At 41.8% G+C, this 15,882-nt stretch carries 32 protein-coding genes; 28 read left to right on the top strand and 4 right to left on the bottom strand.

What is annotated here, in order from left to right; genetic code table 11:
• Nucleotide 1: 1 nt before the first annotated feature.
• The 26 genes from rplD to rplQ all read left to right on the top strand — a co-directional run bounded on the left by rplD (nucleotide 2) and on the right by rplQ (nucleotide 12,413).
• Nucleotides 2–619: a 50S ribosomal protein L4 gene (gene rplD, locus AC1YY3_RS02705; protein ID WP_349025133.1), complete on the top strand. Its 618-nt coding sequence runs from the start codon at nucleotides 2–4 to the stop codon at nucleotides 617–619.
• Nucleotides 616–906 carry a 50S ribosomal protein L23 gene (gene rplW, locus AC1YY3_RS02700; protein WP_481822810.1) on the top strand — a complete coding sequence of 97 codons (291 nt, stop codon included), beginning with the start codon at nucleotides 616–618 and terminating at the stop codon, nucleotides 904–906. The genes rplD and rplW overlap by 4 nt, the downstream gene beginning before the upstream one ends.
• Nucleotides 907–946: 40 nt before the next feature.
• Nucleotides 947–1,768: a 50S ribosomal protein L2 gene (gene rplB / locus AC1YY3_RS02695; protein WP_481822811.1), complete on the top strand. Its 822-nt coding sequence runs from the start codon at nucleotides 947–949 to the stop codon at nucleotides 1,766–1,768.
• An 18-nt stretch (nucleotides 1,769–1,786) separates the two neighbouring features.
• Nucleotides 1,787–2,059, top strand: a complete 273-nt coding sequence (rpsS, locus tag AC1YY3_RS02690; RefSeq protein ID WP_349025136.1) for a 30S ribosomal protein S19 — start codon at nucleotides 1,787–1,789, stop codon at nucleotides 2,057–2,059.
• Between the two features lie 8 nt (nucleotides 2,060–2,067).
• Nucleotides 2,068–2,403 (top strand): 50S ribosomal protein L22, encoded by a 336-nt coding sequence (gene rplV, locus AC1YY3_RS02685; protein WP_481822812.1) that lies wholly within the window; start codon nucleotides 2,068–2,070, stop codon nucleotides 2,401–2,403.
• Between the two features lie 9 nt (nucleotides 2,404–2,412).
• Complete coding sequence (rpsC, locus tag AC1YY3_RS02680) at nucleotides 2,413–3,084, top strand: 30S ribosomal protein S3 (protein ID WP_481822813.1); 672 nt, start codon at nucleotides 2,413–2,415, stop codon at nucleotides 3,082–3,084.
• A gap of 16 nt (nucleotides 3,085–3,100) precedes the next feature.
• Nucleotides 3,101–3,514, top strand: a complete 414-nt coding sequence (gene rplP / locus AC1YY3_RS02675; RefSeq protein ID WP_349025139.1) for a 50S ribosomal protein L16 — start codon at nucleotides 3,101–3,103, stop codon at nucleotides 3,512–3,514.
• The gene (gene rpmC, locus AC1YY3_RS02670) at nucleotides 3,514–3,705 is read left to right on the top strand and encodes a 50S ribosomal protein L29 (protein ID WP_481822814.1); all 192 of its coding nucleotides are present in this window, start codon (nucleotides 3,514–3,516) and stop codon (nucleotides 3,703–3,705) included. Before rplP ends, rpmC begins: the two co-directional genes overlap by 1 nt.
• Before the next feature lies 1 nt (nucleotide 3,706).
• The gene (gene rpsQ / locus AC1YY3_RS02665; RefSeq protein ID WP_481822815.1) at nucleotides 3,707–3,970 is read left to right on the top strand and encodes a 30S ribosomal protein S17; all 264 of its coding nucleotides are present in this window, start codon (nucleotides 3,707–3,709) and stop codon (nucleotides 3,968–3,970) included.
• A 36-nt stretch (nucleotides 3,971–4,006) separates the two neighbouring features.
• Nucleotides 4,007–4,375: a 50S ribosomal protein L14 gene (gene rplN / locus AC1YY3_RS02660; RefSeq protein ID WP_481822816.1), complete on the top strand. Its 369-nt coding sequence runs from the start codon at nucleotides 4,007–4,009 to the stop codon at nucleotides 4,373–4,375.
• Between the two features lie 11 nt (nucleotides 4,376–4,386).
• The gene (gene rplX, locus AC1YY3_RS02655) at nucleotides 4,387–4,704 is read left to right on the top strand and encodes a 50S ribosomal protein L24 (protein WP_481822817.1); all 318 of its coding nucleotides are present in this window, start codon (nucleotides 4,387–4,389) and stop codon (nucleotides 4,702–4,704) included.
• A 13-nt stretch (nucleotides 4,705–4,717) separates the two neighbouring features.
• On the top strand, nucleotides 4,718–5,257 hold the full coding sequence (gene rplE / locus AC1YY3_RS02650) for a 50S ribosomal protein L5 (RefSeq protein WP_481822818.1): 540 nt from the start codon (nucleotides 4,718–4,720) through the stop codon (nucleotides 5,255–5,257).
• Between the two features lie 9 nt (nucleotides 5,258–5,266).
• On the top strand, nucleotides 5,267–5,572 hold the full coding sequence (gene rpsN, locus AC1YY3_RS02645) for a 30S ribosomal protein S14 (protein ID WP_481822819.1): 306 nt from the start codon (nucleotides 5,267–5,269) through the stop codon (nucleotides 5,570–5,572).
• Between the two features lie 30 nt (nucleotides 5,573–5,602).
• Nucleotides 5,603–5,998: a 30S ribosomal protein S8 gene (gene rpsH, locus AC1YY3_RS02640; protein WP_481822820.1), complete on the top strand. Its 396-nt coding sequence runs from the start codon at nucleotides 5,603–5,605 to the stop codon at nucleotides 5,996–5,998.
• 12 nt (nucleotides 5,999–6,010) lie between these two features.
• Nucleotides 6,011–6,544: a 50S ribosomal protein L6 gene (gene rplF / locus AC1YY3_RS02635; RefSeq protein ID WP_481822821.1), complete on the top strand. Its 534-nt coding sequence runs from the start codon at nucleotides 6,011–6,013 to the stop codon at nucleotides 6,542–6,544.
• Between the two features lie 7 nt (nucleotides 6,545–6,551).
• A complete protein-coding gene (rplR, locus tag AC1YY3_RS02630; protein ID WP_481822822.1) occupies nucleotides 6,552–6,905 on the top strand; it encodes a 50S ribosomal protein L18 in 354 nt (117 codons plus the stop codon).
• A 9-nt stretch (nucleotides 6,906–6,914) separates the two neighbouring features.
• On the top strand, nucleotides 6,915–7,421 hold the full coding sequence (gene rpsE, locus AC1YY3_RS02625; protein WP_349025149.1) for a 30S ribosomal protein S5: 507 nt from the start codon (nucleotides 6,915–6,917) through the stop codon (nucleotides 7,419–7,421).
• Nucleotides 7,422–7,425: 4 nt separating this feature from the next.
• Nucleotides 7,426–7,611: a 50S ribosomal protein L30 gene (gene rpmD, locus AC1YY3_RS02620; RefSeq protein ID WP_481822823.1), complete on the top strand. Its 186-nt coding sequence runs from the start codon at nucleotides 7,426–7,428 to the stop codon at nucleotides 7,609–7,611.
• Complete coding sequence (gene rplO, locus AC1YY3_RS02615) at nucleotides 7,611–8,045, top strand: 50S ribosomal protein L15 (protein WP_481822824.1); 435 nt, start codon at nucleotides 7,611–7,613, stop codon at nucleotides 8,043–8,045. Before rpmD ends, rplO begins: the two co-directional genes overlap by 1 nt.
• Entirely contained in the window at nucleotides 8,046–9,371 is a 1,326-nt protein-coding gene (gene secY / locus AC1YY3_RS02610) for a preprotein translocase subunit SecY (protein ID WP_481822825.1), read from the top strand.
• Nucleotides 9,372–9,401: 30 nt separating this feature from the next.
• The gene (gene rpmJ / locus AC1YY3_RS02605) at nucleotides 9,402–9,515 is read left to right on the top strand and encodes a 50S ribosomal protein L36 (protein ID WP_349025153.1); all 114 of its coding nucleotides are present in this window, start codon (nucleotides 9,402–9,404) and stop codon (nucleotides 9,513–9,515) included.
• Between the two features lie 76 nt (nucleotides 9,516–9,591).
• Nucleotides 9,592–9,948: a 30S ribosomal protein S13 gene (rpsM, locus tag AC1YY3_RS02600; protein ID WP_349025154.1), complete on the top strand. Its 357-nt coding sequence runs from the start codon at nucleotides 9,592–9,594 to the stop codon at nucleotides 9,946–9,948.
• 22 nt (nucleotides 9,949–9,970) lie between these two features.
• Nucleotides 9,971–10,357, top strand: coding sequence for a 30S ribosomal protein S11 (rpsK, locus tag AC1YY3_RS02595; protein ID WP_349025155.1), 387 nt, complete (start codon nucleotides 9,971–9,973; stop codon nucleotides 10,355–10,357).
• A gap of 16 nt (nucleotides 10,358–10,373) precedes the next feature.
• Nucleotides 10,374–10,994: a 30S ribosomal protein S4 gene (gene rpsD, locus AC1YY3_RS02590; RefSeq protein ID WP_481822826.1), complete on the top strand. Its 621-nt coding sequence runs from the start codon at nucleotides 10,374–10,376 to the stop codon at nucleotides 10,992–10,994.
• Between the two features lie 21 nt (nucleotides 10,995–11,015).
• On the top strand, nucleotides 11,016–12,029 hold the full coding sequence (locus AC1YY3_RS02585; RefSeq protein ID WP_481822827.1) for a DNA-directed RNA polymerase subunit alpha: 1,014 nt from the start codon (nucleotides 11,016–11,018) through the stop codon (nucleotides 12,027–12,029).
• A gap of 15 nt (nucleotides 12,030–12,044) precedes the next feature.
• The gene (rplQ, locus tag AC1YY3_RS02580; protein WP_349025158.1) at nucleotides 12,045–12,413 is read left to right on the top strand and encodes a 50S ribosomal protein L17; all 369 of its coding nucleotides are present in this window, start codon (nucleotides 12,045–12,047) and stop codon (nucleotides 12,411–12,413) included.
• A gap of 85 nt (nucleotides 12,414–12,498) precedes the next feature.
• Here rplQ and fdxA read toward each other — a convergent pair whose 3' ends face one another.
• From fdxA to AC1YY3_RS02560, 4 genes are all read right to left on the bottom strand, one after another.
• On the bottom strand, nucleotides 12,499–12,822 hold the full coding sequence (fdxA, locus tag AC1YY3_RS02575) for a ferredoxin FdxA (protein WP_481822828.1): 324 nt from the start codon (nucleotides 12,820–12,822) through the stop codon (nucleotides 12,499–12,501).
• Between the two features lie 141 nt (nucleotides 12,823–12,963).
• A complete protein-coding gene (locus tag AC1YY3_RS02570; RefSeq protein ID WP_481822829.1) occupies nucleotides 12,964–13,650 on the bottom strand; it encodes a tetratricopeptide repeat protein in 687 nt (228 codons plus the stop codon).
• Between the two features lie 72 nt (nucleotides 13,651–13,722).
• Nucleotides 13,723–14,196 carry a CYTH domain-containing protein gene (locus AC1YY3_RS02565; RefSeq protein WP_481822830.1) on the bottom strand — a complete coding sequence of 158 codons (474 nt, stop codon included), beginning with the start codon at nucleotides 14,194–14,196 and terminating at the stop codon, nucleotides 13,723–13,725.
• Between the two features lie 12 nt (nucleotides 14,197–14,208).
• Nucleotides 14,209–14,442, bottom strand: coding sequence for a CDGSH iron-sulfur domain-containing protein (locus AC1YY3_RS02560; protein WP_481822831.1), 234 nt, complete (start codon nucleotides 14,440–14,442; stop codon nucleotides 14,209–14,211).
• A gap of 215 nt (nucleotides 14,443–14,657) precedes the next feature.
• On the opposite strand from AC1YY3_RS02560, the gene AC1YY3_RS02555 reads away from it, so the two are divergent.
• Nucleotides 14,658–15,353, top strand: a complete 696-nt coding sequence (locus tag AC1YY3_RS02555) for an SDR family oxidoreductase (protein WP_481822832.1) — start codon at nucleotides 14,658–14,660, stop codon at nucleotides 15,351–15,353.
• 6 nt (nucleotides 15,354–15,359) lie between these two features.
• A complete protein-coding gene (locus AC1YY3_RS02550; RefSeq protein ID WP_481822833.1) occupies nucleotides 15,360–15,878 on the top strand; it encodes a DUF3455 domain-containing protein in 519 nt (172 codons plus the stop codon).
• Nucleotides 15,879–15,882 lie beyond the last annotated feature (4 nt).

Genomic DNA, 15,882 nt, shown 5'->3' with positions numbered 1-15,882 from the left:
TATGGGTTTGCAAATACCAGCTTTAAGTGGAAATAATTCCAACAACGTCGATGTGCTTGAGTCTGTTTTTGGGCAAACATATAACGAAACGTTAATACATCAATTAGTAACAAGGTACTTAGCTGGCGCGCGAGCGGGTACGAAAGCGCAGAAGACTCGTTCTGATGTCAGCGGCGGTGGTTCAAAGCCGTGGAAGCAAAAAGGTACAGGTCGGGCGCGCGCTGGTACTACTAGAAGTCCATTATGGCGGACTGGTGGTATTACATTTGCTGCCAGACCCAGAAATTACGATCAGAAGCTGAACAAAAAAATGTTCCGAGTCGGTATCCGGTCGATTTTATCTGAATTGCTCAGGCAAAACAGATTGGTTGTCAGCGACACTATCGTGCCTGCTACCGCAAAGACTAAAGAATTTAGCGCAAAGCTTAAAACCATAGATGCAAGACGAGTGTTAATCATCGTCGATAAAGTTGAAGTTAATTTGATCTTGGCATCCAGAAACATTCCAAATGTTGAAGTTGTGGAAGCGGCAAATTTAAGTCCAGTGTTGCTGGTTGGTGCTGACAAGATTATTGCAACATCTGCTGCGATTAAGAGTTTAGAGGAGCGTTTAGCATGAATTACCAATTAGCTGATGTCCTGGAAGCTCCGATTATTTCAGAGAAAAGCACTATTGCTGCTGAAAAAGATCATCGATTTGTCTTTAAGGTAAAAAAACAGGCAACAAAAAAACAAGTCAAAAATGCCGTTGAAGCCATGTTCAGTGTTGAAGTTGATTCAGTTCATGTTTTGAATGTTAAAGGCAAGGAAAAACGCTTCGGGAAGATATTGGGTCAACGATCTGATTGGAAAAAGGCTTACGTCAAGCTCAAACCCGGACATGACATAAACTTTGCAACGCCATAGTTTATTTAATTAAAGAGACAATAGGGAACGGTAACAAGATATGGCTATTGTAAAGTCAAAACCGACATCACCTGGTTCGCGCTTTGTTGTGCGGATCAAGAGTGAAGGCCTCCATAAAGGTAAGCCTTATACTCCATTACTGAGTAAAAAAAGTAAAAGTGGTGGTCGGAATAACCTAGGTCGGATAACAACTCGACATGTTGGCGGTGGGCATAAGCAGCGCTACCGCATTATCGACTTTAAACGCAATAAATTGGATATACCGGCGGTCGTTGAGCGTCTTGAGTATGATCCAAACAGGACGGCCAATATTGCCCTTATCCTGTTTAAAGATGGCGAACGTCGATACATCATCGCGCCTAAAGGTATTGAGGTTGGTCAAGAGCTTATATCTTCTGAAACCGTTCCTGTAAAACCAGGTAATTGTATGCCGTTGCGTAATGTGCCTATGGGTGCCATCGTTCATTGTGTGGAATTAAAGCCAGGCAAAGGTGCGCAACTAGCACGAAGCGCGGGTACCTCGGTGCAGCTAGTAGCTAGAGATGGTGCTCATGCAACCATAAGATTGCGCTCAGGTGAAATGCGGAAAGTTTTGGCTGATTGCCGTGCGGTAATCGGTGAAGTTTCAAATTCAGAGCATAATTTAACTTCTTTAGGAAAAGCTGGGGCAACTCGGTGGAGAGGAGTTAGGCCGACTGTTCGTGGGGTTGTAATGAATCCTGTTGACCATCCACATGGTGGTGGTGAAGGAAGAACATCAGGCGGTAGGCATCCAGTTTCCCCTTGGGGTATGCCCACTAAAGGCTATAAGACCAGAAAAAACAAACGGACTGATAGCATGATTATCAGACGTAGAAAATAAGCTAAGAGAGGTATCACCGTGCCACGGTCAATAAAAAAAGGTCCATTCATCGATCATCATCTTCAAAAGAAGGTAGAAGATGCTGTTACTGCCAATAGTCGTAAGCCTATTAAAACATGGTCGAGAAGATCAATGATTATTCCTGATATGCTGGGATTAACCATAGCTATCCACAATGGTCGCTTACATATTCCCGTACTCATATCTGAGAATATGGTCGGACACAAGTTAGGTGAATTTGCGCCTACTCGTACCTTTAAAGGCCATGTGGCTGATAAAAAATCAAGATAGGTTGTGTGATGGAAATTTCAGCGAAATTAAGTAATGCGCCTTTATCAGCTCAAAAAGCACGTCTGGTTGGGGATTTGATACGTGGTATGCCTGTAGATCAAGCGCTGAACACACTAAAGTTCAGTTCAAAAAAAGCAGCAGCAATCGTTAAAAAAATTCTTGAATCTGCAATAGCAAATGCAGAACACAACGAAAGCGCGGACATCGACGAGTTGCGAGTCTCAACAGTATTTGTTGATGAAGCGCCAACTACGAAAAGATTTAAGGCAAGAGCTAAGGGACGTGCCAATCATATCCTTAAAAGAACCTGCCATATAACAGTTAAAGTCTCGGAAAACGAGTAGGGGCAGAAAATGGGACAAAAAGTACATCCAATTGGTATTCGTCTTGGAATAGTCAAGGATTGGAATTCAAGATGGTATGCAAATAGTCATGATTACCCCCTGTTTTTAAATCAGGATCTGGCGGTTAGGAAGTTTCTAAAAGCTAAGTTGGCACATGCATCGGTTAGCCATATTCAGATTAACCGTCCTGCAAACAATGCACACATCACTATTCATACTGCTAGACCTGGTATTGTTATCGGCAAAAAAGGCGAAGATATTGATTTGTTGAGGCAGCATATATCAAAAATGATAGGTGTGCCGGTACAGCTCAATGTTGAAGAAATCAGAAAGCCTGAGCTTGATGCCCTGTTAGTAGCAGAGGGCGTGGCGCAACAGCTAGAAAAGCGGATTATGTATCGGAGAGCCATGAAGCGAGCAGTTACCAATACCATGCGTCTCGGAGCTGAAGGCATAAAAATCAATGTTGGTGGTCGGTTAAATGGCGCTGAAATTGCGAGAAGCGAATGGTACAGAGAAGGTCGAGTGCCTTTGCATACCTTAAGGGCTGATATTGACTATGCAACCGCTGAAGCAAATACGACTTACGGAATCATCGGTATAAAAGTATGGATATTCAAGGGCGAAGTATTTGATACGGGTTTGAATAATACAGCCAATAATTCTGATTCTAAGAAATAAGTAAAGGGACAGAGTAATGCTGCAACCAAAAAGAACAAAATTCCGTAAACAGCACAAAGGTAGGAATAACGGAACTGCCGTACGTGGATCGTCTGTCAGCTTTGGCGAATATGGATTAAAGGCAATTAGCCGTGGCAGACTGACTGCTAGGCAAATCGAATCCGCCCGTAGAACAATTACCCGTCACGTCAAACGTGGCGGTAAAATCTGGATTAGAATCTTCCCAGATAAGCCAATTACCAAAAAACCATTAGAAGTTCGTATGGGAAAAGGCAAAGGTAGTGTAGAATACTGGGTTGCGCAAATTAGGCCCGGAACGATGCTATACGAGATACAAGGAGTTTCTGAAGAGTTAGCTCGCGAGGCATTTACCTTGGCGGCGGCTAAGTTACCATTGAAAACTCTATTTACTGCTCGGACGATAATGTAATGAATGCAACAGAATTACGCAAAAAGACTAAGGATGAGTTGGGTACTGTACTCATTGATCTTTCGCGGGAAAAATTTAACCTGAAGATGCAAAAAGGTACGGGTCAACTTGTTAAGCCAGATCAGGTCAAAAAAGTACGACGTGACATAGCTCGTGTCAATACCATCATCAACGAAATGGCGAGAACGTAAAATGACTGAAAATGAAGTCAAGCTGCGGACGATAACCGGTAAGGTTGTTAGTAATAAAATGGATAAAACCGTTACTGTGTTGGTGGAGCGTGTCGTTAAGCATCCGGTCTATGGCAAGTATATTAAGCGGTCAACAAAAATGATGGCGCATGACGAACAGAATGTTTGTCAGGAAGGCGATGTGGTCTCAATAACATCTTGCAGGCCAATGTCCAAAAACAAAACCTTTAAATTGGTTGCGGTTTTGGAAGTTGCTAAGCGATAAATGCTGCAATCAATTACAGTTAATTAGGAAAAAATCATGATTCAGATGCAAACTAACCTTGATGTTGCCGATAATAGCGGCGCAAAAAGAGTCATGTGTATCAAAGTATTGGGTGGTTCGCACAGGCGTTATGCAGGGATTGGTGACATCATCAAGGTCAGCATAAAAGATGCCATTCCTCGTGGACGGGTAAAGAAGGGTGAAGTTTATAATGCACTTGTCGTTAGAACGGCTAAAGGTGTCCGCAGAGCGGATGGCTCAATTATACGTTTCGATGGTAATGCAGCGGTAATCCTTAACAATAATTTACAGCCTTTAGGTACCCGTATTTTTGGGCCGGTAACGCGTGAATTAAGGGGTGAGAGATTCATGAAAATTATCTCCTTGGCTCCCGAAGTATTATAGGAGATTGCTACATGAATAAGATTAGAAAAGGTGATGATGTCGTTATTCGCACCGGTAAAGATAAAGGCAAAAGCGGTAGAGTCACGCAGGTTTTGAAAGATAACAAAGTTTTGGTTGAAGGACTTAATCAAGCTAAAAAAAACCAAAAGCCAAATCCTAACGCAGGGATAACAGGTGGTATTGTTGTAAAAGATATGCCAATTAATATTTCTAATGTTGGTCTCTACAATCCAACGACAAAAAAGGCTGATCGAATAGGTTTCAGATTCTTGGAAGATGGCAAGAAAGTTCGGTATTTTAAGTCAACAAATGAAAACGTTGATGTGTAAGGTATATTAAATCATGGCTAGACTAGAGTCCGTTTACAAAGAAACCATTCTTCCAGAATTGGTAAAGCAGTTTTCCTACAAATCCGTTATGCAAGCGCCACGGATTACTAAAATAACCCTTAATATGGGTGTTGGGGAAGCTGTTGCAGATAAAAAAATATTGCTATCGGCTGTCAGCGATATGGAAAAAATATCTGGACAAAAGCCAGTGATTACATTGGCAAGAAAATCGATAGCTGGTTTTAAGATACGCGATGATATGCCAATAGGTTGCAAAGTCACTCTGCGTAGTCAAAGAATGTACGAATTCCTTGATAGGCTTATCAGTATATCAATTCCCAGAATCCGTGATTTTAGGGGATTAAGTCCTAAAAGTTTTGATGGCTATGGTAATTACTCGATGGGCGTTAAGGAGCAAATCATTTTTCCAGAAATTGATTATGACAAAATCGACGCGATTCGTGGGATGGATATTACGATTACAACTACCGCGCAAACTAATGAAGAAGGCTTGGCGTTGTTAAAGCTCTTTAATTTCCCATTTAAGAATTGAGATTTAGATATGGCCAAGAAGTCTATGATTGCCCGCGAAGATAAGCGTAAGAAGTTGGTTCTTAAATACGATACCAAGCGTAAAGCAATAAGAGAAATCATTAGAGACCCTAATGCGACATTTGAGCAAAAAGAAGTGGCTCATAAGCAGCTACAAAAATTGCCAAGAGATTCAAGTGCTACCAGAATACGTAACCGCTGTGCGATCACAGGTCGTCCTCATGGGTACTATCGCAAATTCGGTCTTAGCAGAAACAAATTAAGAGAAGCGACAATGCGCGGTGATGTACCTGGTGTTGTTAAGGCCAGTTGGTAACTTGAGCAGTAACGGTTTGGAGACAAAACAATGAGTATGACAGACCCAGTAGCAGATATGTTGACACGGATCAGAAATGGTCAATCTGCTGGGAAAAAATTTATAAAACAACCTTCCTCAAAACTGAAGCTGTCTATTGCTCAAGTATTAAAGGACGAAGGTTATATTGCCGATTTTAGTGCGGAATCATCCGGTAGTCATACTGAGATGACCGTTGACTTGAAGTACCACAAAGGTACTCCGGTTATTGAGGCAATTAAAAGAATCAGTAGACCTGGATTGCGTATCTATAAATCAAAGGATGAGTTACCTAAAGTATTGGGTGGCTTAGGTATTGCAATTGTGTCAACATCCAATGGCGTTATGACAGATAGGGCTGCTAGAGCTAAAGGTCATGGCGGTGAAATTATTTGTACTGTTTGTTAATGGCGGTGGTTTATGTCAAGAATTGCTAAAGCGCCAGTTACCATCCCAAAAGGTGTTGATGTCAAATTGACTGGCAATAATATGACCGTTAAAGGCAGTAAAGGTCAGTTGTCATTTGATTTTAATCCCGCAGTTGGAATGACTGTCACTGATAATGTTATTCAGATGCAATGGGACAAGGATAGCAAGGGTGCTATTGCCCAAGCAGGAACTGCAAGGTCTATCGTCAATAGTATGGTCATCGGCGTTTCTGAAGGCTTTGAAAAGAAAATGACCCTCGTTGGTGTAGGTTACAGGGCTCAGACTAAAGGCAATGTCCTTAGTTTAGCACTTGGCTTTTCCCATCCAGTTGAATTTGAAGTTCCAATAGGTATTACCGTTGAAACGCCAACTCAGACGGAAATCGTCATTAGGGGCAGTGATAAGCAACAAGTTGGTCAGGTTGCTGCAAAAATAAGAGCTTATAGGCCACCAGAGCCATATAAGGGCAAAGGTGTCAGGTACGCCGATGAGAATGTAGTTAAAAAAGAAGCTAAGAAGAAATAGGTCAGTTATGGATAAGAAAAAGTCTCGATTAAAACGTGCAATAAAATTGCGCTGCAAGATTAGGCAGTTGAACACCAATCGCTTATCTATTCATAAAACACCTCAGCATATCTATGCACAAGTCATTAGTGGCGATGGAACAAAGACTTTAGCAAGTGCTTCGACAAATCAGGCTGAAATTAAAAGTGGCTTAAAAAACACAGGCAATATCACTGCTGCTGCCGAAGTTGGAAAATTTATCGCCCAGAAAGCCATTGCTGCGGGTATTACAGAGGTTGCATTCGACCGCTCTGGTTTTAAATACCACGGTCGTGTTAAGGCTTTAGCAGATGCTGCTCGTGAAGCCGGATTAAAGTTCTAGGAGAATAAAATGGCTACAGCACCCGCACAAGGCAGTACAGATGGTTTGCAAGAAAAGTTAGTTAACGTTAGACGCGTTGCTAAGGTTGTTAAAGGTGGTCGAGTATTCGGTTTCGCAGCACTCACTGTGGTCGGTGATGGTGAGGGTCGAGTCGGTTACGGGGTAAGCAAAGCACGAGAAGTGCCCATTGCCATACAAAAATCACTCGAACAAGCCCGTAAGAATATGCGTAAAGTCGCCTTGAAAGGAGATACTTTGCAGTACGCGATTATGAACACGACTGGTGCAGCTAAAGTCTATATGCAGCCTGCTTCAGAAGGTACTGGGATCATTGCCGGTGGAGCGATGAGAGCGGTATTTGAAGTCGTTGGTGTCCATAATGTTTTAGCTAAGTGCATAGGAACTAATAACCCGATCAACGTGGTTAGGGCAACTATCAATGGCTTGACCGGAATGCATAACGCAAACCAAATAGCTGCCAAGCGCGGTTTGACAGTCGAACAGATTATTGGATAGTACAATGGCTAGTAGTAAGTTAAGTGTTACGATGACAAAAAGTAAGTTCGGACGGCTACCCGTGCATCGAGCTTGTTTAAAAGGTTTAGGTTTAGGGAAGATCAACCAGACAGTTGAGGTTCTTAACACGCCGGAAAATAGGGGTATGATAAATAAAGTATCCTATATGTTGAGAGTCGAGGAAATATAATGTTTTTGAATACCATTCAAGCAAGTGAAGGATCCAGGAAAAAATCCAGAAGAGTTGGTCGAGGTATAGGCTGTACCATGGGTAAGACATGTGGTAAGGGTCATAAAGGTCAAAAGGCTCGCAGCGGTGGCTTTCATAAAGTTGGTTTCGAGGGTGGTCAAATGCCCTTGCAGCGTCGTTTGCCTAAGATAGGTTTCCGCTCTAGGACGGCTAAGTATTCTGCTGAAGTTAGATTGGGTGAATTAGAAGGTCTGAACTTAGATGCCGTTGATCTTGCTATTTTGATCGAAAATAATATCGTTCCTGCTTTTACAAAAAAAGCGAAAGTTATATTGTCTGGCGAAATAAAAAGAGCAGTCACACTTAAAGGTATTAGCGTAACTGGCGGGGCAAAGCTCGCAATAGAAGCGGCTGGTGGCAAGGTCGAGGTTTAAGTGAGTACGCCAAAATCTGCGTTACCCTCCTACAAGCCAGGTGGTTTTTCCGAGTTAAACTCCAGGTTGCTTTTTGTATTTGGTGCGTTTGTCGTTTATAGAATTGGTGCTCACATTCCTGTGCCAGGAATAGATCCAAAAGCACTCCAGGTTATGTTTGAGCAGCAAAGCGGCTCCATTCTGGATATGTTTAATATGTTCTCCGGTGGTGCATTGATGCGGTTAAGTCTCTTTGCACTCGGTATTATGCCTTATATTTCGGCTTCTATTATCATGCAGTTAATGACGGTTGTCATTCCAGCCATGGAACAGCTTAAAAAAGAAGGCGAATCTGGAAGAAAAAAGATTTCTCAATATACACGGTACGGTACGGTCGTATTAGCAACATTCCAAGCTATCGGTATATCTCTAGCATTACAAAATCAGACGGCTGGCGGTTTGTCGGTAGTTTTGACACCGGGATTAAGTTTTATCGTTATTACGACCATAACCTTGGTGACAGGTACGGTGTTCCTGATGTGGCTAGGTGAGCAAGTAACCGAGCGTGGTATCGGTAATGGTATCTCTTTGATAATTTTTGCAGGTATTGTATCCGGTCTACCAAAAGCGATTGGTGGTACTCTAGAGCTAGCAAGAACAGGTGAAATGAATGGTGGGTTTATAATCCTACTGTTTTTATTGTCAATATTCGTTACTGCGCTGGTAGTTTTTGTTGAAAGAGGTCAAAGACGCATTCTCATTAACTATCCCAAACGGCAGCAAGGTAGGAAAGTCTATGCTGGACAGACCAGTTTTTTGCCGCTTAAGTTGAATATGGCTGGTGTTATTCCCCCTATTTTTGCTTCGAGTATTATCTTATTTCCTGCAACTATTGCTGGTTGGTTCGGTAATACTGAAGGTTTCACTTGGCTTCAAGACATCGCAACCATGTTGTCTCCAGGTCAGCCTGTTTATGTTATGTTTTATGCAACGGCAATCATTTTCTTTTGCTTTTTTTATACCGCTTTGGTGTTTAACTCAAAAGAAACTGCCGAAAACTTGAAAAAGTCCGGCGCATTTTTGCCAGGAATAAGGCCAGGTATTCAAACAAGTGCCTACATAGATAAAGTCATGACGCGGCTGACTTTAATAGGGGCTTTTTATATTACTTTAGTCTGCCTGTTGCCTGAATTTTTAATTGTCTACTGGAATGTTCCTTTTTACTTTGGCGGAACTTCCTTGCTGATTATCGTAGTGGTTGTGATGGATTTTATTTCGCAGATGCAAACGCATTTAATGTCTCAGCAATACGAAGGCTTGATGAAAAAAGCTAATTTGAAGAAATAAGCCATAACGCATGAATTATAGGAGTTGGTAATGAAAGTAAGAGCCTCGGTTAAAAGAATTTGTAGAAACTGCAAGGTTGTGAAAAGAAGCGGTGTTGTCAGGGTTATCTGTGTAGATGGAAGACATAAACAACGTCAAGGATAGAATTAGTTGTTGCTGCAAAATTGCAGCAGTGCTAAAATTTTGAGTTAACTTTAGAATCCTATCAGGGGAGTACTAGATGGCACGTATTGCCGGGATAAACATACCAGAGCATAAACATGCTTGGATTGCATTAACTTCTATTTACGGAGTTGGTCGCCAAACTGCAAGTGATATTTGTGAGAAAGTCGGTATTTTGACATCTGTAAAGATTAAAGACCTAACGGAAGATCAGTTAGAGTCTATTCGTACTGTTGTGTCTAAAATGACCGTTGAGGGCGATTTGCGTCGCGAAGTATCTATGAATATCAAGAGGTTGATGGATCTTGGATGTTATCGTGGTATTAGGCATCGTCGTGGTTTGCCCTTAAGAGGGCAGCGAACTAAAACCAATGCACGTACTCGTAAAGGGCCACGCAAACCGATTAAAAAGTAAGAAATAAATAGGGTCTAAATTAATGGCAAGTCCAGCTCGTACCAGAAAACGCATAAAAAGAGAAGTAGCAGATGGCATTGTTCATGTCCATGCTTCATTCAATAATACCATCATTACGATTACCGATAGAAAAGGTAATGCTTTGTCGTGGGCGACATCAGGAGGCTCAGGCTTTCGTGGCTCAAGAAAAAGCACGCCGTTTGCTGCACAGGTAGCTGCTGAAAAAGCAGGCACCGTTGCTTTAGAGTTTGGTATGAAAAATCTTGATGTGCAGATTAAAGGTCCAGGCCCAGGACGTGAGTCGGCTGTGCGTTCCCTGAATAATTTAGGGTTCAAAATTAATACCATTGTTGATGTGACTCCCATTCCACACAATGGTTGCCGTCCACCTAAAAAACGCCGCGTGTAATTAAGGAGCTGTATAAATGGCAAGATATCTTGGACCCACTTGTAAATTAAGTAGAAGAGAAGGAACTGACCTTTTTCTAAAGAGCAGAGGTAAGTCTTTAGAGGGTAAATGTAAGTTAGACCAAAGACCTGGTCAACACGGTACAAAACGTGCAAGAAGCTCAGATTATGCGCTCCAGTTGAGAGCCAAGCAGCGACTGCGTAGAATTTATGGTATTTTGGAGAAACAATTCAGAAATTACTATAAATCGGCTGATATGAAAAAAGGTGCAACAGGCGAGAATCTGTTGAACCTTCTTGAATCAAGATTAGATAATGTTGTTTATCGTATGGGCTTTGCATCCACTCGTGCTGAAGCAAGGCAGCTAGTTAGTCATAAATCAGTGCAAGTAAATGGTACTTTAATAAATATACCGTCGTACCAGCTTTCAGTTGGCGATACATTGTCAGTTAGAGAAAAAGCAAAAAAGCAACAACGGATTGTTGATGCGCTAGTTGTCGCTGAACAATATGGTTTCCCTGCGTGGCTTGAAGTTAATACAAAAGCTATGACGGGATCATTTAATTCTTTACCGGATCGTGTTGATCTGGGTAGCGACATCAACGAACAGTTGGTCGTAGAATTATACTCAAAATAATTGCGGTTCTGAGGAAGATACATGCAAAATTCTTTTGCTGGATTGTTAAAGCCTCGGTTAGTTGAGGTTGTAAGTAAAACACCTAATCATTCTAGGATTGTCATAGAGCCTTTAGAAAGAGGTTTCGGACATTCACTGGGAAATGCTCTGAGAAGAGTGTTGCTGTCCACCATTCCAGGGTGTGCGGTAACAGATGTCGAGATTGAGGGTGTGCAACATGAGTACACAACTATAGAAGGTGTTCAGGAAGATGTCATCGACATTTTGTTGAACCTAAAAAAATTGGCAGTCGTACTCCACTCTAGGGATGAAGTTGAGCTAACGCTCACTAAAAATGGTGAGGGTAGCGTAACAGCTGCTGATATTACATTGCCCCACGACGTAGAAATTATTAATCCTGACTTAGTCATTGCCAATCTGACTCAAGCAGGTGTGTTAAACATGAAAATACGGATTCGTCGTGGTAGGGGTTATGAGCCGCTTAGTGTTCGTAAGACTCAATCAGATTACGTTCCAGTTGTTGGTGCCTTGCATTTAGATGCATCGTATACGCCAATTGTTAAAGTGGCTTACCATGTTGAAAGCACTCGTGTTGAACAACGAACCAATTTAGATAAATTGATTATTGAGCTGGAAACCAACGGAACTGTTGATCCAGAACAAACAATTAAATTGGCAGCAACTATTCTTCACGATCAATTGTCGGTATTTGTTGATTTTGAGCGGGTAGTTCATCCTCAAATTGAGGATGTTACCGTTGTTGAAGATGATATTGATCCGATTTTGTTGCGTCCGGTTGATGATCTTGAGTTGACGGTTCGTTCGGCGAATTGCTTAAAAGCAGAGAATATATTTTATATTGGCGATTTGATTCAGCGTACTGAGGTCGAATTGTTAAAAACACCCAACCTTGGTAAAAAGTCGTTGACTGAAATAAAAGACATCTTGGCTTTGAAAGGGTTGTCCTTGGGTATGCGTTTAGATAATTGGCCGCCTGACAGTCTTGCTGACCAATCACACGCTATAACACACTAACATAGGTCTGTAGTAATGAGACATCGTAAAAGCGGTAGACAACTTAATATGAATAGCAGCCATAGAAAGGCACTATTCAGTAACATGGCTAATTCATTGTTCAAGCATGAGTTGATCAAAACAACATTGCCCAAAGCGAAAGAATTACGCGGCTTTGCTGAACCTTTGATTACCTTATCAAAAGATGATAGCGTAGCAAAAAGACGGCTTGCTTTCGCAAGGCTACGTGATCGTGACATGGTAACCAAACTGTTTAATGAATTGGGACCACGTTACAAAAATCGTCCAGGAGGCTACCTCCGCATTATGAAATGTGGTTTCAGACCAGGGGACGATGCTCCGATGGCGTATGTTGAGTTGGTTGATAGACCTACTGAATCTTGATTATTGGATTGATGAATAATCAATGAAGCATAAAAAAACCGGCAATGCCGGTTTTTTTATGCTTTAAATTTACCTAAAGATAAAGCTATCTTTCTAATAATTCTAATTTTCCTTCTTTACCATTCCATTCATCAGCTTCTGCTAAAGGTTTGGTTACTTCGGTAATAACCGGCCACAGTTTGGATAATTCGGCATTTAAAGCGATAAAGTTTTCTTGTCCTTCAGGGACTTCATCTTCAGCAAATATGGCATTCGCAGGGCATTCAGGTTCACATAAGGTGCAATCAATACACTCGTCAGGATCAATTACCAAAAAATTTGGACCTTGATGGAAGCAATCGACCGGACATACATCGACACAGTCGGTAAATTTACATTTAATACAGTTTTCGGTGACTACAAAAGCCATACATTTTCTACCAGGATAGTTTAAACAAAGGTTGTTTTTTGACGGGGCATTTTAACAGAATCTGACCACCTATAGAACAGAAGACTGGCTAATAAGTAGTATTTACTGGACAGCTTAAAATACTGACAGATAAATATTTAGCTATTTTAAACTTGCCGAATTGAATAATGAAAAGAATGTATTTTTTACGCCATTGATTTTACGGTTTTTTGTGTTGGCAAGCGCAAGTTTCACTTCATCCTTGAGTTCGCTGTCTGCAAATGACTGTTCTTTTCGGGTAGGTGCTAATAATGCCTTCTCAAAATAGCTTTGTGCTTCTTTGGCTTTGTTGTTGGCTAATAAGAAGTCACCATAAAAATAATTGGCATCAATGCCATTTGGATTGATTTTTAATGCGGCTTGAAACATTTTTTCCGCTTTTTCGGCATCACCAAAAGCTATCGGCCAACTGGGAACCATGTAGTAAAGCGTACCTAACGTGACATAAGCCGAGCCATTTGCCGTTTGTGGGTTGATTTTAATGGCTGCTAGCAGCAAATCCCGTGATTTGTGAATCGCTTTGAGTGCAGTAAAGCCATCTTGCAGTTCCGCATGGGTCGCTATGACCAGTGCTTGCCAGAATAGCGGTTCAGCCGTGTTAGGAAATTGCACTGCAAGCTGTTCTGCCTTGGTAAGTAGCGCGTCATAAGCGGCTTCCTGCTTGGTTTTAGGCAGTTTGTAATATATCGATGCCCACTCGGATTCGATTGCTTGAGCAGAAGATGTTATGTCTTCTGCGAAGCATTGAATGGAAAGTAGTAGTAATGCAACAAAAGTTGTTTTTTTCATACATTCACTATAGAACAATATTCAATATTATTCAATAGGTCTATGAATTATTTGTCTATTAAGTCGAAATATTTATTTAATGAGCCAGTTTTTGTAGGGATTTATAGCCAAATTGTTGTTGTAAAAACGCAAATCCTGAGTGACTTCTGCGCCTAACCAGTCTGGTTTGATAAATTCTTGCCCCACTTCGGCGAGTTCAATCTCCGCAACAATCAGACCTTGGTTGTCACCTTCAAACTCATCAATTTCCCAGATATTGCGGTCATGCGTTATAAAATGGCGGATTTTTTCTATCAGTTTACCGCAGAGCTTATTAATGATTTCCTCAGCATCGGGCAATGGAATTTCGTATTCAAATTCTAGCCGTTGCGTACCAATGGTTGCGCTTTTGATATTCAGCCAGGCTTGATTGTCGGAAATGCGAATCCGTATTGAGCTTGTGGGTTGAGAACTTAAGTAGCCCTGTTTGTACTTTACGGATTTTTGGATAGACCTGCGCCAATCCTCGTTAGCAAGCAAAAACTTATGTTCAATTTCTATAGCCATGATAGTTGCGTTTCATTTTTTGCATTGTTGTTGATCGCAAAAAGGTGGCGTTCGGGTCTCGGAGCAACCGCATAAAGCTATCGTTCCTGTTGTCCCTGAGTAACATTTTACCGATTTCTTAGTTGATTTTTCGCGGTGTGAATGATCGCATAGCGGCATGGTTTGGCTGTAACCGCAGCTACACCAGGAATAGCGTTGCCCCATTTGTACGTCAACGGGCAAGGGGTTATTGGTTTTTGTTGTCATATTATTGAATTAGGCAAGGGATGATGTGGACGATTATAAGATATTTCCGTGATGGGGTGATGTTACCTAGAAAGTAAGCATACAAAAATAAACCCGACAGATAACCAGCTTTATGAGGATAGTAAAAGAGACTATCATGTGACCTCATAGGGAAAGACTATTTAACAGTCTAATAGTGACGTGATATTTTCAGATTGAAAACTAAGGAGTATGCCATGACTACCGTTTTAATTACCGGAGCCAATCGCGGCTTGGGCTTGGAGTTTTGCCGACTATATGCCGATGCGGGCTGGAATGTGATTGCCTGTTGCCGCAATCCGGCGCAGGCCGATGGGCTAAGCGCATTGTGCCAACATTACGCTTCCATACAAATAGAAGCGTTAGATGTAACTTATCTCGATCAAATCGATAAGTTGTCTAAAAAATTATCAGCTGCCAGCATTGATGTATTAATCAATAATGCCGGTGTTTATGACGATAATAGCAGTAACGGTTTTGGGCAACTGGACTATCAGGCTTGGCAGCACTCCATGCTAATCAATACCTTAGCACCGATGAAGATGGCAGAAACTTTTTTACCGCAAATCATACGCGGCGACAAAAAGTTGATTGTCAATGTCAGCAGCTTAATGGGTAGCGTTTCCGATAATGACAGTGGTGGCAGTATCCTTTACCGATCAAGCAAGGCGGCGTTAAATGCAGCGATGAAAAGCCTGTCGATTGAGTTAAGGAATCAAAATATCGGCGTACTTATACTGCATCCAGGTTGGGTACAAACTGATATGGGCGGAGCAAATGCCTTGATTGACAGCAAAACCAGTGTAAGCGGAATGTGTGCCGTGATAAATGGTTTTACCTTGGCGCAATCCGGCGCTTTTTTTAAATATGATGGCAAACCCATGCCTTGGTAGGAAGATATGCCCAATAAGATTGTTTGTTCTATCGTTTTCTTGTTGCAACTTTGTTTCGGTGCTGCTAGGGCAGTTGATGTGGCGATACCGGATGCCATCAAGATACCAGAAGGGAATAGTGCGTATTTGACCGTCCATGCCAAAGGCGACCAGATTTTCCACTGCATGTTAAAAGCTGGCGAATATGCTTGGCAATGGCATTCGCCCGAAGCCAAATTATACGATACGCAAAATCAAGCCTTGGTTGGAACTCACGGTGCAGGACCTAGCTGGACGCACAAAGATGGTAGCAGGGTGAAAGCCAAGGCTATCCAAAAAATCGATGCACCGGATAAGGCTTCTGCGGCTTGGTTATTGCTTGAGGTTACTGAACATCAGCGCGATGGCGTGTTGGCTAAAGCCAATTATATACAGCGCATCAATACCAAAGGTGGTGTTGCGCCATTATCTGGTTGTGATAACAACCATCTCGGCGGAGAGAGTCGGGTGCGGTATAGTGCGGATTACGTTTTCTATAGCAAATGACTGT

It is taken from the genome of Methyloglobulus sp. (assembly GCF_964779595.1).
This window is presented reverse-complemented; position numbering and strand designations above follow the sequence as displayed.

Excerpts from the sequence above, each read along its gene's own strand:
- rplD (WP_349025133.1), top strand. The coding sequence starts at position 2 with ATGGGTTTGCAAATACCAGCTTTAAGTGGAAATAATTCCAACAACGTC.
- rplW (WP_481822810.1), top strand. The coding sequence starts at position 616 with ATGAATTACCAATTAGCTGATGTCCTGGAAGCTCCGATTATTTCAGAG.
- rplB (WP_481822811.1), top strand. The coding sequence starts at position 947 with ATGGCTATTGTAAAGTCAAAACCGACATCACCTGGTTCGCGCTTTGTT.
- rplV (WP_481822812.1), top strand. The coding sequence starts at position 2,068 with ATGGAAATTTCAGCGAAATTAAGTAATGCGCCTTTATCAGCTCAAAAA.
- rpsC (WP_481822813.1), top strand. The coding sequence starts at position 2,413 with ATGGGACAAAAAGTACATCCAATTGGTATTCGTCTTGGAATAGTCAAG.
- rplP (WP_349025139.1), top strand. The coding sequence starts at position 3,101 with ATGCTGCAACCAAAAAGAACAAAATTCCGTAAACAGCACAAAGGTAGG.
- rpmC (WP_481822814.1), top strand. The coding sequence starts at position 3,514 with ATGAATGCAACAGAATTACGCAAAAAGACTAAGGATGAGTTGGGTACT.
- rpsQ (WP_481822815.1), top strand. The coding sequence starts at position 3,707 with ATGACTGAAAATGAAGTCAAGCTGCGGACGATAACCGGTAAGGTTGTT.
- rplN (WP_481822816.1), top strand. The coding sequence starts at position 4,007 with ATGATTCAGATGCAAACTAACCTTGATGTTGCCGATAATAGCGGCGCA.
- rplX (WP_481822817.1), top strand. The coding sequence starts at position 4,387 with ATGAATAAGATTAGAAAAGGTGATGATGTCGTTATTCGCACCGGTAAA.
- rplE (WP_481822818.1), top strand. The coding sequence starts at position 4,718 with ATGGCTAGACTAGAGTCCGTTTACAAAGAAACCATTCTTCCAGAATTG.
- rpsN (WP_481822819.1), top strand. The coding sequence starts at position 5,267 with ATGGCCAAGAAGTCTATGATTGCCCGCGAAGATAAGCGTAAGAAGTTG.
- rpsH (WP_481822820.1), top strand. The coding sequence starts at position 5,603 with ATGAGTATGACAGACCCAGTAGCAGATATGTTGACACGGATCAGAAAT.
- rplF (WP_481822821.1), top strand. The coding sequence starts at position 6,011 with ATGTCAAGAATTGCTAAAGCGCCAGTTACCATCCCAAAAGGTGTTGAT.
- rplR (WP_481822822.1), top strand. The coding sequence starts at position 6,552 with ATGGATAAGAAAAAGTCTCGATTAAAACGTGCAATAAAATTGCGCTGC.
- rpsE (WP_349025149.1), top strand. The coding sequence starts at position 6,915 with ATGGCTACAGCACCCGCACAAGGCAGTACAGATGGTTTGCAAGAAAAG.
- rpmD (WP_481822823.1), top strand. The coding sequence starts at position 7,426 with ATGGCTAGTAGTAAGTTAAGTGTTACGATGACAAAAAGTAAGTTCGGA.
- rplO (WP_481822824.1), top strand. The coding sequence starts at position 7,611 with ATGTTTTTGAATACCATTCAAGCAAGTGAAGGATCCAGGAAAAAATCC.
- rpmJ (WP_349025153.1), top strand. The coding sequence starts at position 9,402 with ATGAAAGTAAGAGCCTCGGTTAAAAGAATTTGTAGAAACTGCAAGGTT.
- rpsM (WP_349025154.1), top strand. The coding sequence starts at position 9,592 with ATGGCACGTATTGCCGGGATAAACATACCAGAGCATAAACATGCTTGG.
- rpsK (WP_349025155.1), top strand. The coding sequence starts at position 9,971 with ATGGCAAGTCCAGCTCGTACCAGAAAACGCATAAAAAGAGAAGTAGCA.
- rpsD (WP_481822826.1), top strand. The coding sequence starts at position 10,374 with ATGGCAAGATATCTTGGACCCACTTGTAAATTAAGTAGAAGAGAAGGA.
- AC1YY3_RS02585 (WP_481822827.1), top strand. The coding sequence starts at position 11,016 with ATGCAAAATTCTTTTGCTGGATTGTTAAAGCCTCGGTTAGTTGAGGTT.
- rplQ (WP_349025158.1), top strand. The coding sequence starts at position 12,045 with ATGAGACATCGTAAAAGCGGTAGACAACTTAATATGAATAGCAGCCAT.
- fdxA (WP_481822828.1), bottom strand. The coding sequence starts at position 12,822 with ATGGCTTTTGTAGTCACCGAAAACTGTATTAAATGTAAATTTACCGAC.
- AC1YY3_RS02570 (WP_481822829.1), bottom strand. The coding sequence starts at position 13,650 with ATGAAAAAAACAACTTTTGTTGCATTACTACTACTTTCCATTCAATGC.
- AC1YY3_RS02565 (WP_481822830.1), bottom strand. The coding sequence starts at position 14,196 with ATGGCTATAGAAATTGAACATAAGTTTTTGCTTGCTAACGAGGATTGG.
- AC1YY3_RS02560 (WP_481822831.1), bottom strand. The coding sequence starts at position 14,442 with ATGACAACAAAAACCAATAACCCCTTGCCCGTTGACGTACAAATGGGG.
- AC1YY3_RS02555 (WP_481822832.1), top strand. The coding sequence starts at position 14,658 with ATGACTACCGTTTTAATTACCGGAGCCAATCGCGGCTTGGGCTTGGAG.
- AC1YY3_RS02550 (WP_481822833.1), top strand. The coding sequence starts at position 15,360 with ATGCCCAATAAGATTGTTTGTTCTATCGTTTTCTTGTTGCAACTTTGT.